Raw genomic sequence first — 13,080 nt, 5'->3', positions numbered from 1 at the left:
AACTACTAATTAGTTGTTATATATATAGAAGTACAAAAAATGAAAAACGAAAACGACATCTTAAAGTGGCTAAACAGAGAAAATTCTGATGAAGAACTAGCGCGTTTAAAAGAAACAAAAGATTTTAAAACTATAGAAAAGATAGCACATTATTCTACACAAATAGAAACCCCAAAAGTTGATGTAGAAAAAGCGCTTGCAGACTTAAAATTAAAAACTAAAAATACCTCTAAAAAAGGAAAAGTGGTTTCATTTAATTTTAATAAATTCTATAAATATGCTGCAACATTGGTAGTATTACTAACAACTTCTTATTTTCTTCTTTTTAATAATACTAATAATTCCATCTTTAAAACAGAATTTGCAGAAACAAAAAACTTTCAATTACCAGATAATTCTGAGGTAGTTTTAAACGCAAATTCAGAACTTTCTTATGCCAAAGAAAGTTGGCAAGAAAATAGAAACTTAACCTTAGACGGAGAAGCTTTTTTTAGAGTTCAAAAAGGGAAAAAATTTACCGTAAATACCACTATTGGAGCTGTAACTGTGCTTGGTACAAAATTTAATGTAAAAGAAAGAGATAATTATTTTGAAGTAAAAACCTACGAAGGGTTGGTAAGTGTTGCTTATAAAGATACCTTGGTAAAACTACCTAAAGGAACCATTTTTAAAGTAGTAAATGGCGTTATAGATATGAAAAACACTTTTGATATTAAAGAAAAATCTTGGTTGCAAAAAGAATCTAATTTTAAAAGTACTGCTTTGCGTTTTGTTTTAGATGAAATAGAAAATCAGTTTGCCTACACTATAGAAACCACAAATGTTGATTTAGATATTTTATATTCTGGTGGGTTTACACATACAGATATAAACATTGCGCTAAAATCAGTGACAATTCCTTTACAATTATCTTATAAAATTGATGGTAAAAAAATTACTATCTTTAATTATGCTAAATAAGTATACACTTTTTTTTATAAGTTATTTATTGACTGTAAGTATGGTATTTTCTCAGAATTCTTCTGATAAATTGCCACTTTCTTCTTTATTATTAACACTTGAAAAAAGTTATGATATAAAATTTTCTTATTCAGATAATGATGTAAAAAATATTTTTATACCAAAGCCAAAAGAAGGTATTTCTATAGAAAATCTTATCTCTTATTTAAATAAAGAAACGTTTTTACAATTTAAAACACTAGACAACAGATATGTAACTGTTTCTTTTTTAAATAAGTATATTTCTGTTTGCGGATCCGTTTTAGATGCTAACTCTTTAGAACCTTTATTTTTAACATCTGTAAAGGTAAATGGCTATAAATTAGGTACAACCACTAATAGTAAAGGTCTTTTTTATTTAAAAAATGTACCTGTAAATGCCACTTTAACCATTTCTTTTATCAGTTTTAAAACTAAAATTATTACTGCTAAAGAACTATTTTCTACTCACTGTAAAGAAGTCTTTTTAGAAGAAGAAACAGAAGAATTATCAGAAATTATAATGCCTAAATTTTTAACTGCTGGTTTGCATAAAAATGCTGATGGTAGTACTGTTTTAGACACAGAAAAATTTGGAATTCTACCAGGCTTAATTGAACCAGATATTTTAAAAACAATTAAAATTTTACCAGGTGTAGAAAGTATAAATGAAAGTATTTCTAATATTAATGTAAGAGGAGGTACCAATGACCAAAATTTAGTGCTTTGGGATGGTATAAAAATGTATCATTCGGGTCATTTTTTTGGTCTAATTTCTGCTTACAATCCGTATTTAACAAAAAAAATATCTGTTACTAAAAACGGAACAAGTAGTGCGTTTTCAGACGGAGTTTCATCAACCATAAAAATGGAAACTTCTAATAAAATTACAAATAAACTTTCTGGTGGTGGTGGGTTTAATTTGTTAAGTGCAGATGCCTTTGTACAAGTTCCTATAAAGAAGAATTTAGAAGTACATATTTCTGCAAGAAGATCATTTACAGATGTTATTAACACCCCAACTTATAATAATTATTTCTCTCGTAGTTTTCAAAATAACTCCATTTCTTCTAGCGCTGTAAATAACACTGAATCTAAATTTTATTTCTACGATTATTCTTTTAAATTTTTATATGATGTTAACTATAATCACGCAATTAGAGCCAATTTTATTCACATAAAAAACAATTTAGATTATCAAGAAAAATATACTACTAACACTACAACTATTGAAGAAAATAGTACTTTAAAACAAGAAAATTTGGGAGCAAATATTACTTGGCAAGCAAATTGGGATTCTAAATTTTCTAGTAACGTATCTCTCTTTTTTTCAGATTATAAAATAAACTCTTCAGATTATAATAAAGATTCAGACCAGTATCAAACACAATTTAATAATGTATTAGAAACAGAAATAAAAGTAGATACTAAATATGAGTTTTCTGATATTTTACATTTTACTAACGGACTAGTATTGAATGAAATAGGTGTTAAAAATACCACAACTGTAAACGCACCAACTTTTTCTAAAACAGATAAAAACGTGTTGTTAAAAAGTGCTTTTTATTCTGAAATTAAATATCATAAAAAAAATACGTACGCAAGATTTGGAGTAAGAACAAACTACTTTGATAAGTTTACTAAATTTGTAGTAGAGCCTAGAATTAATATCCGCCAGCAACTAAATACCGAAGTATCTATAAAATTAGAAGGTGAATTTAAAAACCAAACAACCGCACAGAAAATAGATTTTGAAGATAATTTTTTAGGCATAGAAAAACGAAGATGGATTCTTTCTGATGATAAAAATACTCCTATTATAAAAAGTAAACAAGCTTCTTTTGGAGCTGCATATTCTAAAAATAAATTATATGTAGATATTACTGGTTTTTATAAAAAAGCAGATGGAATTACAGCCGTAAATCAAGGTTTTTATAACAACACACAAACCCTAAATTCTATTGGAAATTATGAAGTAAAAGGTGTTGAGTTTTTAGTTAATAAACAAACTGATAAAATTAGTACTTGGTTAAGCTATACCTACGCAAAAAACAATTATACATTCGATATTTTTAATCCAACAACGTTTGCTAATAGTTTAGATATTACACATTCTTTAAGTGCTGCTTTTAACTATAATTTTACCAAATTTTTAAAGGTTTCTTTTGGGGGTGTTTTACGTTCTGGTAAACCTTATACAACACCTATTGTAGGAAATGAAACTATAGAAAGTGGTAACAGAACTATTGTAAATTATAACAATCCTAACCAAGAAAAACTAGATAATTTCTTTAGATTAGATCTTTCTGGAAGTTATGATTTTAATTTTTCTGAAGCTATAAAATCTACTGTTCGTATTGGTTTTACTAATTTAACTGATAAAAATAACACTATAGATTCTTATTATGTTGTAGATGAAACGAGCGAAAATAATGTAAGAAGAGTAAACAATTATTCTTTACCATTTACCCCTAATTTAAGCTTTAGAATCAATTTTTAAAAGAAGATAATTTATCTAAAATTTTATCATTTCTAAGTATTTATAGTTGTGTAACTTTATGAGATTTCTCCTATCGTCGAAATGATAAGTTGGATGGAAACTAATTAGTTTCTATCCATTCTAATATGCGGAATTCCATCTTCTAAATATTCCTCACCAACCTGAATAAATTGATGTGTTTCGTAGAATTTCTTTAAATATTTTTGTGCAGAAATCGTAATTTTATCTACATTAAAATGAGTTTTTATGGCTTCGATAGAAGCTTTCATTAAATTGTGTCCGTAGCCATATTTTCTTTCTGATGCTGCAACAACAACTCTACCAATACTGCTATTTGTAAAGTAATCTCCTGGTTTAAAAATACGTGTGTACGCAACAATTTTATCATTTTTAGTACCAATAACATGTAAAGCTTTTTGATCTTTAAAATCTACATCTTGGTATACACAATCTTGTTCTACCACAAAAACTTCCGATCGTAATTGAAGTATCTTATAAAGTTCTGTAGTATTTAATTCTTGAAAGGTTTTTATTTGAAAATTCATCATCTTAAAATCTTTATATTGTCTATATAATTTGGCTAAAAAAGTAAAATCACTCAAAAAACAACAGTTATTAACACATTGTTACTCCGAGTGATTTTTTATTGAATTCTGTATCGGAAAAATTATTTATCCGGCACAAGAAATTTTTTGTACTCTATCTCCATGTCTTCCACCTTCAAATTCTGTAGAAAGAAAAACATCTACAAAACCAATAGCTTGTTGTAAAGACACAAAACGTGCAGGTATGGTAAGAACGTTTGCGTTATTATGTTGTCTTGTTAATGCAACTAGTTCATTGTTCCAACACAAAGCAGCTCTAATACCTTGGTGTTTATTAGCGGTCATTTGTGCTCCATTACCAGAACCACATAAAATAATACCCATTGTTGCTTTACCACTTTCTACAGCATCTGCTGTTGGATGAATAGCATCTGGATAATCCATAGAATCGTTTGTATCGGTTCCAAAATTTAGAACTTTATATCCTTTTTCTTCTAAATGTTTTATAATTTCGAATTTGTATTCTGTACCTGCGTGATCGTTACCAATGGCAATTGTCATAATAAATTGATTTTAATTGTGTTGTAGCAACAAAAATACAGAAACTAACGGTTATCAACAGTTATAAACAATCAAAAAAATAGCTTTTTTAATAACCTTTTAATTTTTAAGTCTTTAGCTATGTTAGGTAATTATTAAGAAGTATCAGCAAACTTTTATAAGTAAATTTGGTATATTAAATAAATTTTACAATACAGCGAGTAACATGACATACACAACTTTTTTTATGAGTTTTTGATAAAAGTTTATCAACATAAAATTAACCATTTGTTTACATAGATTTGGATGTTAACTATTAAGAATTTTAAGTTAACTACTGTTTATAACTATTGTTAATAACTCTAAAATTAAATTGATTTTTAAGCTTTTAAGTAACTCATAACTTGTCAATGGTTTTTAATAACTGAAATTAAAAAATAAAAAGTGATTATTTTATAGTAGCTATTCACACACTATTATAACAATCATTGTTTTTTTTAAATTTAAAAAGAAAATATAATTATAATAAAGAATGTTTATAACTGTTGAAAACGTAAAAATGAAATAGGAGGAAAGTAAAAAGAAAATAGAGAAGAAATTGACTTAATTTTGATTCAATAATTTTTTACTGATAAATACTAAAGTTCTTTTTTAATTTTAAGAAAGTAGAAGTCTTTTTAAATGTAGATATAAAAACAACGAAATTGTACTTATGTTGTTATTCCGTTTAAAAATAAAAAGTATTTAGAATTTTTACTTAATTGATTACAAAGTTAATTGCTTTTTCTATAATTTTTACTGTTACTTCTCCTGTGCCAATTAACTCACCATCAGCCTGAATAAAAGGTTTTTGCGTTTGTGGAACTACTCTAATTTCTTTGGTTTTATAAGTTTCTATTTTTTTATGATCTACAATTTTACCAGAATATAGTTTTCTAAGATTAAAAATTAAATCAAAGATAGTCAGGTTTTTAGCAATAGTAATGTCTAATAAACCATCTGTAGAATTTACATTTTTTGTAAACTGCATTCCGCCTCCAGAAAATTTACAAATTCCAAAAACAGTCATTAAACAATTAGTTTCTAATACTTTATCATTAAAAATAATTTTAAACACGGTTTTTTTATAAAAAAATAAACCTGCTATTCCGCTTAATATATAAGCTAATGAACCAAAACGTTTTAAAGTTTTTAGTTTATTAACAATGTAACCATCATAACCTAAACCTGCTACATTATTAAAAAAAGTAGTTTTATTCTCGTGTTCTAAAATACCAATATCTTGTAAAACGATGTTCTTTTTAGATATAATTTCAATTGCTTTTTCTACGTTATTAGGTATGTTATAACTCTTTATCCAATCGTTGCCGGTTCCTTGTGGAATTACCGCAATAGTTATATCAGAAGTTTTTGCGTATCTTTGCATCATTATTCCGTTAACTACATTATGTAGTGTTCCATCTCCACCAATCGAAATAATATTTCTAAAGCCTTGTTGAATTGCGGTATCAACCAATTCAATTTAGTGTTTAGAAAATTTTGTAAAAGCAAAAGAAAAGTCTATTTTCTTATTGTTTAATAATTGTTGAATTTCCTTCCATTGTTTAGAAAAATTCCGATTTCCAGAAATAGGATTTGCAATTATAAACCAAGATTTAGACATAAAATAATAATTAAAGTAATGCCAAATTACAATTTTAGATTGATAACTATTTTTTAATAGCCAATCAGAGTAAATAATTGTAATTTAGTATCATATAATAAGAAGTAAGAATTAATGACAAAAAAGAAAAATAAAATATATAAAAAGAAAGGGAATGTTGTAAAAGACTTAACCAGAAATATATTTAAAGTATTAAAACAAGACAGCGAAAAATCTTATAACCATAAGCAAATTGCAGCAAAATTAAAGATTTCTGATACAGATGGTAAAACCCAAATAATTAAGAAATTAGCAGAATTAGCTGTAACTAAAGAAATTAAAGAAGTAGAAAGAGGTAAGTTTCAAATAAATGTTGATAAAAAATATTCTATTGGTACGTTAGATGTTACGTCTACAGGAAATGGATATTTTGTAACAGATGATTACGAAGACGATATTTTTATTCCAAATATTAATTTGGGTAAAGGTTTACATAACGATACTGTAAAAGCGTATGTTTATAAAAGACGTAGTGGTAAGAAATATGAAGCAGATGTTGTAGAAATTATTGAGCGTGCAAAAACAGAATTTGTAGGTGTTTTACAAAAAAGTAAAACTAAAAATTTTGGTTTTGTAGTGCCGGATAACAACAAAATGTATGCAGATATTTTTGTATCAGAAAATAAATTAAATGGAGCAGTAGACGGAGATAAAGTACAAGCTTCATTAATAGATTGGCCTAAAAACTCTAAAAATCCTTTCGGAAAAATTACCACAGTCCTTGGTAAACCAGGAGATCATAATACAGAAATGCATTCTATTTTATTAGAATTTGGTTTGCCTTATGAGTTTGAACCAGAGGTAGAAAAAGAAGCAGAATCATTACCAATTGAAATTACAGAAAAAGAGATTTCTAAGCGTAGAGATATGCGTAAAGACTTAACTTTTACGATAGATCCTAAAGATGCAAAAGATTTTGATGATGCATTGTCATTTACAAAATTAGAAAATGGTAATTACGAAATAGGAATTCATATTGCAGATGTATCGCATTATTTACAACCTAAAACTATTTTAGATGATGAAGCTTATAAAAGAGCAACCTCTGTTTATTTAGTAGATAGAGTAGTACCAATGTTACCAGAAATGTTATCTAACGGAGTTTGTTCTTTAAGACCAAATGAAGAAAAATTAACGTTTTCTGCAGTTTTTGAATTGAATGAAAAAGCACAAGTAGTAGGTGAGTGGTTTGGTAGAACGGTAACGTATTCAGACCAACGTTTTGCTTATGAAGAAGCACAATCTATTATAGAAAACGTTAAATTATCTGATGATGTTCAACCGTATACAATGCCAGAAGATATTTCTATTACAGATGAATCTTATGTAGTAGCTCCAGAAGTTGTAGAAGCTACTTTAAAATTAGATGAGTTGGCTAAAATTCTTCGTAAAAAAAGAATGAAACAAGGTGCAATTTCTTTTGATAGAGTAGAAGTGAAGTTTAATTTAGATGAAGAAGCAAACCCAGTTGGTGTTTTCTTTAAAGAATCTAAAGATGCTAACAAATTAATTGAAGAATTTATGTTGTTAGCTAATAGAAAAGTTGCTGAATTTATTGGTTTTTCTAAAGGAAAAGCAACCAATAAAACATTTATTTATAGGGTTCATGATGAACCAGATGTAGAAAAATTGGCTTCTTTAGAAAATATGGTCCGTAAATTTGGATACAAAATTAATACAGATACTAAAAAATCTACTTCAGATTCTTTAAATCAGTTATTAAGTGATGTACATGGTAAAGCAGAATCTAACATGATTGAGACTTTAACTATTAGAACCATGTCTAAAGCAGTTTATACAACCCAAAATATTGGGCATTATGGATTGGCTTTTGATTATTATAGTCATTTTACATCGCCTATTAGACGTTATCCAGATGTAATGACACATAGATTACTTCAACACTATTTAGATGGCGGAGATAGCCCAAAAGCAGATAAATATGAAGAAAAGTGTAAACATTCATCTAACAGAGAAGAATTAGCCTCTAAAGCAGAAAGATCATCTATTAAATACATGCAAGTAAAATACATGCAAGATCATAAAGATGAAATTTTTGAAGGTGTAATTACTGGGGTTACAGAATGGGGAATTTATGTAGAGATTTCTTCTAATAAATGTGAAGGAATGGTAAGAATTAGAGATATAAAAAGTGATTATTATATTTTTGATGAAAAGCAATATGCTATTGTAGGTCAAGCTTCTAAAAAACTATATCAGTTAGGAGATGATGTTAAAGTAAGAGTAAAACATACAGATTTAGAAAGAAAACATTTAGATTTTGCTTTAATAGAAAAATAAAATTTAACAATTTTGCCACTTTATAAACGTTATATTATTTATAAAGTGGCATGTTTATTGACTTAAGTATTGTAATTTAATTTTAATAAAATGAAAAAAATAGTATTCATATTCACGTTAATGTTCAGTTTTACATTAGCTGCACAAACAACTGTAACTAAAAATTTGGGTGATTATTCTGAGTTAAAAGTTTATAATGGTATAGAGTTAGAATTGATAAAATCTGCAGATCAAAAATTAGAAATTACTGGAGAAAAATCTGAAATGGTTAAAATTAAGAATGTGAATAACATCTTAAAAATATCTTTACCTTTCTCTTTAAAACCAGAAAACAATGCTGCAGATGGTCAAGTATTAGTAAAGCTCTATTATAATAAAAATATAGCTATTATAGATGCTAATGAAGGTGCAACGGTAACCGGTAAAGATATAAATCAAGATAAATTAGAAGTTAACTCGCAAGAAAGAGCTTTTATTAATTTAACAACAGACGTTAAATATTTAACTGTTAAAACATCATCTGGCGGAATTATAAAATTAACTGGTACTGCAGATAACCAAGAAGTAGATGTAGACTTATATGGTATTTATAATGGTTTTGACATGCAAGTAACTAGTAATTCTAATGTTTTTGCAGGTACAGGAGCTAAAGCAGAAGTTTTAGCTGGTAAAACTTTAAGTGCTAAAGTAAGCTTTGGAGGATCTATATTTTACAAGGGAGATCCAGAGGTTGTTCAAGATAAAAAAGTAATTGGTGGAATTATTCAAAAAAGGAATTAACAAAGGGTACTGTTATTCCCTTTTTTGTATATTTGTATTATTAAATAAAAGAAAACATGTATAGTTTAGCAACAAATTTTATGTTCATTGGTGGTCCACAACTAATTATTATTGTGGTAGTAGTTTTACTATTATTTGGTGGTAAGAAAATTCCAGAATTAATGAAAGGTTTAGGAAGCGGAATTAAAGAGTTTAAAAACGCTGCTAAAGAAGAACCAGAAGAAAAATTAGAAGAGAAAAAATAATAATAGGTTACTCTTTTTAAACATAAAAAAAGCTCAATTTGTATAATACAAGTTGAGCTTTTTGTATATGAATTAAAAAAATCCCCCAATATTTTTATATTCTTTTTCATGAGACAAATATATATCTTAATTCAAATTATTATAAATTTGTTGTAAACAGGAAGTTTTTTAGAGTATTTGGGATAAAAGGGAAGATTTATTGTATCAAACTTTGTAAAGATTGTTTAGAAAAACTTCTAGATACGGGAATAACTATTGGTATAAATTCTGATTATAATAAATAACCTCTTGCGTTGCCAGAAATATCTGTTATATAATTTACATTTACAAATACTGTTGTCCGATAAAACTTAAAAATACTACATTATGAGCTTTCAATTAAATAAACAGGTTTTTTAATTATTAAAACCAAAAAGTAAGCCCCTGTATTATTGACTTTATTAAAAACTAAATTTTCCTTGAAAACAATCAGGATTACCTTTATTTTTCACAAATTCTTTAGCATAAGAGGCTACGTTAGTAAAAAACGTCTACAAAATTAAGATAACTGAAAAGATATTTTTGTAATAAACTAACCAAATTAGAAAAACTCCATGATTCTTGGATTCAATGTTGTAACGCAACAAAACGTTTTAGCTTTTAGATGTTACTAAGCTACAAATTTCAGTTCAATATCCATCATTTCTTTTGGTGTTTTATACCCTATAATTTTTCGAGGTCTATTGTTTAATTTTTCTTGAATAATTTGAAGTTGTTTTAAGTCGATTTCATTAAAATTAGTTCCCTTTGGAAGGTATCTTCTAATGAGTCCATTTGTGTTTTCGTTTGTTCCTCTTTCCCATGAAGAATAGGGGTGAGCAAAATATATTTTCATACCTGTTTTTTTAGTGATTTTTTCGTGTCTTGCCATTTCAATACCGTTGTCATATGTCATAGATTTTTTATAAATAGGATTTAATTTATTTAATATTTTAGAAAATTCATTAGCTACTTCATCCGCTTTTTTAGATTCTAATTTAATAATTAAAGTGAATCTTGTTTTACGTTCTACAATGGTTCCTATGGCGCTTTTATGGTTCTTTCCAATGACTAAATCTCCTTCCCAATGTCCAACTTCATTTCTGAGTTCAATATGCCCTGGTCTATTGTCAATGCTGACTTGGTTTATAATCTTACTTCCACCACCACGTCTTTTTTTAGAGGTTCTACGTCTTGTTTTTTTACGAACTAATAGTTTAATTAACTTTTTGTTTAAACGGGCTTGTGGTCTGGTATAAATGTGTCTATAAATAGCTTCATGCGAAATAGACATTATCGGATCATTGGGATATAATTTTTTTAGTCTTCCAGAAATCTGTTCAGGAGTCCAGTTTAATAAAAGACCTTTATATACAAAATATCTAAGTAAAGAATATGTACTTATTTTATCTAAATTTCTCTTGTTTAAATAATCTGATTTAGCACACCAATGAGCTAAATCAGCATCATATTTTTCACCTGGTTCTGTTACAAATTTATTAACTTCTCTACCGATAGTTGAACGAGATCTATCAAGTCTATTTGCTATATAAGATTTAGTCTTTTTTTCCTTTAAAAGTGTCTGAATAATAACTCTTTCTTTTAAAGTTAATCGTCTATGTTTTTTTAATTCCATTTTACAAATCTATTAATTTAGATTTGTTGCGTTAAGTTATTGAATGGAGGATTTTGTTAACTTCTTTTTCATAACGGTAATAAGTAATAATGCTATAAGTGTAGACCAAATCTGTATTTGTATCGCATTTTTGTTATCTCTATAAAAGTATTGTAAAGGGAAGTTTTGTTTTATTTTTTTGAACAGTAATTCTATTTCCCATCGTTTTTTATAAAGCATTGCTATTTGTTCTGCTGGTAGTTCAAAAAGATTGGAAATAAAATAGTATGCCTTGTTTTTTTCTTGGTGATAGAATGATACTAACCGTAACTCTACTTGCTTTTCCAATCCGTTATCATCCTTGTAATTAAGACCAATTTTAGCATCTCTTAAAATGTTGTCTGGTGTGGCTTGTTCGAGGTCGAACTCTTCTAAAAGTGTTTCTTTAGCATTGTTTTTTAATCGAAAAGAATTCCCCGAGGCTTGCCTCGGTTTGTAGCAAAGGAAAAGTTTGAAAAACGGATGGTTTTTCATAACGCTTTGAAAAAGCGTATCTTCAATTTGTGAAAGATGACCATATATATAAGAGCCATAACAAAACCTTGTTGATGTATCACTTGGTATTTCCTTTGAAATACAGAAAGCGTGTTATAACAGAAGATGTTGGAAAAACCTTAATAACTATATGTGCAGAGATTCCTGAACGTTATGAGATTGAGTTTATAGAAATAGGGCATGAATCAAACCATGTTCATTTTCTAATTCAAAGTGTTCCTAAATTGTCAATAAGTAAATTAGTTCGAATACTAAAGAGTTTAACAGCGCGAGAGATGTTCCGTCTGCATCCAGAAATAAAATTATTATTATGGGGAGGGAATTTTTGGACAAGTGGATTTTATGCAAATAGGGTTGGCTTGTATGCAGGAAAGGAAGTGATTCAGCAATATGTTCAGAACCAAAGAAAAGATAAAGAAGAATACAAGAAAATTCATTCTGGACAGCTCAAATTATTTTAATACCTCGTGGGCTTGCCCCGAGGTAGTTTATTCGGGTAACAAAATAAATTTCATCTTTATTCCATTTATCAAACAGTGCGTAGTTATTATATGCTTTGTCAAATAAAGCAACTTCTCCTTTTTTTAATGATTCCTTCTTTTTGTATGAATAGAGAATCGTGTTCACGTGCATTGCTATGATATACCTTTACTGGTATTCCTGCCTGCATATCTAATTTTTGATGACTTTTTATACCTCCTTTTCTTTTTCCATTGTTCGGATTACGACCAACACACTCAAAAATTGGTTGGAAAAGAGCGATTGTAGTGGAATCTATCGCAAAAACTTTTTTATCAATAACTAATGACTTATGGCTATCCGATAAATCTGGAAGGTACTCGGTTACTAAATCAGTATAAATATCTTTAAAGACAATACAATCCCTTCTTTTGTTGGCATCAGAAATGGTACTTCGTTTTGGAGAATAATCAAACTTACAATGTGAAATTTTATCTCCATAACTTACAATGCCACCGCACAGTTCTCGTTATGAGTTGCATCCTGAGGTAACACCATAAACCATTGTTATTAAATGCTGAAATGTCGAAAACCGCTTGCAATAAGGATCTGATTTATCAGATAAACCTCGCGCAGTTATTTCACCCTTATCATTTAAACTTATCATTTGACTGAAGATGGGCTGTCCGAAAAAAATAGTACTTTTACCCATAGTTGAATTTTTCGTCAGATATCAATTCTTATATATTACGAAAAAAGCCTCAAAAATTGAGGCTTTTTTTATCGGACACTAATGTTTTTATTAAAATACTTTTTTAGTTTATCTCCTCCCTAAATTCTCT

13 protein-coding genes are annotated in these 13,080 nt (G+C 27.9%); 6 read left to right on the top strand and 7 right to left on the bottom strand.

The window, feature by feature from the left end:
* The first annotated feature begins 39 nt into the window (after nt 1–39).
* On the top strand, nt 40–960 hold the full coding sequence (locus tag WG945_RS10905) for a FecR family protein (RefSeq protein ID WP_068447867.1): 921 nt from the start codon (nt 40–42) through the stop codon (nt 958–960).
* The gene (locus WG945_RS10900; RefSeq protein WP_157603522.1) at nt 923–3,478 is read left to right on the top strand and encodes a TonB-dependent receptor; all 2,556 of its coding nucleotides are present in this window, start codon (nt 923–925) and stop codon (nt 3,476–3,478) included. The genes WG945_RS10905 and WG945_RS10900 overlap by 38 nt, the downstream gene beginning before the upstream one ends.
* Before the next feature lie 104 nt (nt 3,479–3,582).
* On the opposite strand, the gene WG945_RS10895 is transcribed toward WG945_RS10900, so the two are convergent.
* From WG945_RS10895 to WG945_RS10880, 4 genes are all read right to left on the bottom strand, one after another.
* Complete coding sequence (locus WG945_RS10895) at nt 3,583–4,023, bottom strand: GNAT family N-acetyltransferase (RefSeq protein WP_068448006.1); 441 nt, start codon at nt 4,021–4,023, stop codon at nt 3,583–3,585.
* A 126-nt stretch (nt 4,024–4,149) separates the two neighbouring features.
* Complete coding sequence (gene rpiB, locus WG945_RS10890) at nt 4,150–4,584, bottom strand: ribose 5-phosphate isomerase B (protein ID WP_068447865.1); 435 nt, start codon at nt 4,582–4,584, stop codon at nt 4,150–4,152.
* A 736-nt stretch (nt 4,585–5,320) separates the two neighbouring features.
* Nucleotides 5,321–6,079, bottom strand: a complete 759-nt coding sequence (locus WG945_RS10885) for a diacylglycerol/lipid kinase family protein (protein ID WP_231874516.1) — start codon at nt 6,077–6,079, stop codon at nt 5,321–5,323.
* Between the two features lie 6 nt (nt 6,080–6,085).
* Nucleotides 6,086–6,226 (bottom strand): hypothetical protein, encoded by a 141-nt coding sequence (locus WG945_RS10880; protein ID WP_231874509.1) that lies wholly within the window; start codon nt 6,224–6,226, stop codon nt 6,086–6,088.
* 114 nt (nt 6,227–6,340) lie between these two features.
* On the opposite strand from WG945_RS10880, the gene rnr reads away from it, so the two are divergent.
* From rnr to tatA, 3 genes are all read left to right on the top strand, one after another.
* Nucleotides 6,341–8,566 carry a ribonuclease R gene (gene rnr, locus WG945_RS10875; protein WP_068447864.1) on the top strand — a complete coding sequence of 742 codons (2,226 nt, stop codon included), beginning with the start codon at nt 6,341–6,343 and terminating at the stop codon, nt 8,564–8,566.
* 90 nt (nt 8,567–8,656) lie between these two features.
* The gene (locus WG945_RS10870) at nt 8,657–9,346 is read left to right on the top strand and encodes a head GIN domain-containing protein (protein ID WP_068447861.1); all 690 of its coding nucleotides are present in this window, start codon (nt 8,657–8,659) and stop codon (nt 9,344–9,346) included.
* A 56-nt stretch (nt 9,347–9,402) separates the two neighbouring features.
* The gene (gene tatA / locus WG945_RS10865; RefSeq protein WP_068447859.1) at nt 9,403–9,591 is read left to right on the top strand and encodes a twin-arginine translocase TatA/TatE family subunit; all 189 of its coding nucleotides are present in this window, start codon (nt 9,403–9,405) and stop codon (nt 9,589–9,591) included.
* Between the two features lie 649 nt (nt 9,592–10,240).
* Here tatA and WG945_RS10860 read toward each other — a convergent pair.
* Nucleotides 10,241–11,245: an IS30 family transposase gene (locus tag WG945_RS10860; RefSeq protein WP_068447857.1), complete on the bottom strand. Its 1,005-nt coding sequence runs from the start codon at nt 11,243–11,245 to the stop codon at nt 10,241–10,243.
* 36 nt (nt 11,246–11,281) lie between these two features.
* Nucleotides 11,282–11,758, bottom strand: a complete 477-nt coding sequence (locus tag WG945_RS10855) for a transposase (RefSeq protein ID WP_068447855.1) — start codon at nt 11,756–11,758, stop codon at nt 11,282–11,284.
* Between the two features lie 29 nt (nt 11,759–11,787).
* Between WG945_RS10855 and tnpA the strand changes: the two genes are divergently transcribed.
* A complete protein-coding gene (tnpA, locus tag WG945_RS10850; protein ID WP_157603520.1) occupies nt 11,788–12,240 on the top strand; it encodes an IS200/IS605 family transposase in 453 nt (150 codons plus the stop codon).
* 527 nt (nt 12,241–12,767) lie between these two features.
* On the opposite strand, the gene WG945_RS17775 is transcribed toward tnpA, so the two are convergent.
* A complete protein-coding gene (locus WG945_RS17775; RefSeq protein ID WP_082864151.1) occupies nt 12,768–12,950 on the bottom strand; it encodes a DUF4372 domain-containing protein in 183 nt (60 codons plus the stop codon).
* Between the last annotated feature and the right edge of the window lie 130 nt (nt 12,951–13,080).

The sequence above is a fragment of the Polaribacter atrinae genome (genome assembly GCF_038023995.1).
GTDB lineage: Bacteria > Bacteroidota > Bacteroidia > Flavobacteriales > Flavobacteriaceae > Polaribacter > Polaribacter atrinae.
This window is presented reverse-complemented; position numbering and strand designations above follow the sequence as displayed.

What these genes read in the sequence shown, in the direction of transcription:
- WG945_RS10860 (WP_068447857.1), bottom strand. Translation starts at nt 11,245, where the DNA reads ATGGAATTAAAAAAACATAGACGATTAACTTTAAAAGAAAGAGTTATT.
- WG945_RS10905 (WP_068447867.1), top strand. Translation starts at nt 40, where the DNA reads ATGAAAAACGAAAACGACATCTTAAAGTGGCTAAACAGAGAAAATTCT.
- rpiB (WP_068447865.1), bottom strand. Translation starts at nt 4,584, where the DNA reads ATGACAATTGCCATTGGTAACGATCACGCAGGTACAGAATACAAATTC.
- WG945_RS10880 (WP_231874509.1), bottom strand. Translation starts at nt 6,226, where the DNA reads ATGTCTAAATCTTGGTTTATAATTGCAAATCCTATTTCTGGAAATCGG.
- WG945_RS10900 (WP_157603522.1), top strand. Translation starts at nt 923, where the DNA reads ATGGTAAAAAAATTACTATCTTTAATTATGCTAAATAAGTATACACTT.
- WG945_RS10895 (WP_068448006.1), bottom strand. Translation starts at nt 4,023, where the DNA reads ATGAATTTTCAAATAAAAACCTTTCAAGAATTAAATACTACAGAACTT.
- WG945_RS10870 (WP_068447861.1), top strand. Translation starts at nt 8,657, where the DNA reads ATGAAAAAAATAGTATTCATATTCACGTTAATGTTCAGTTTTACATTA.
- WG945_RS10855 (WP_068447855.1), bottom strand. Translation starts at nt 11,758, where the DNA reads ATGAAAAACCATCCGTTTTTCAAACTTTTCCTTTGCTACAAACCGAGG.
- WG945_RS17775 (WP_082864151.1), bottom strand. Translation starts at nt 12,950, where the DNA reads ATGGGTAAAAGTACTATTTTTTTCGGACAGCCCATCTTCAGTCAAATG.
- tatA (WP_068447859.1), top strand. Translation starts at nt 9,403, where the DNA reads ATGTATAGTTTAGCAACAAATTTTATGTTCATTGGTGGTCCACAACTA.
- rnr (WP_068447864.1), top strand. Translation starts at nt 6,341, where the DNA reads ATGACAAAAAAGAAAAATAAAATATATAAAAAGAAAGGGAATGTTGTA.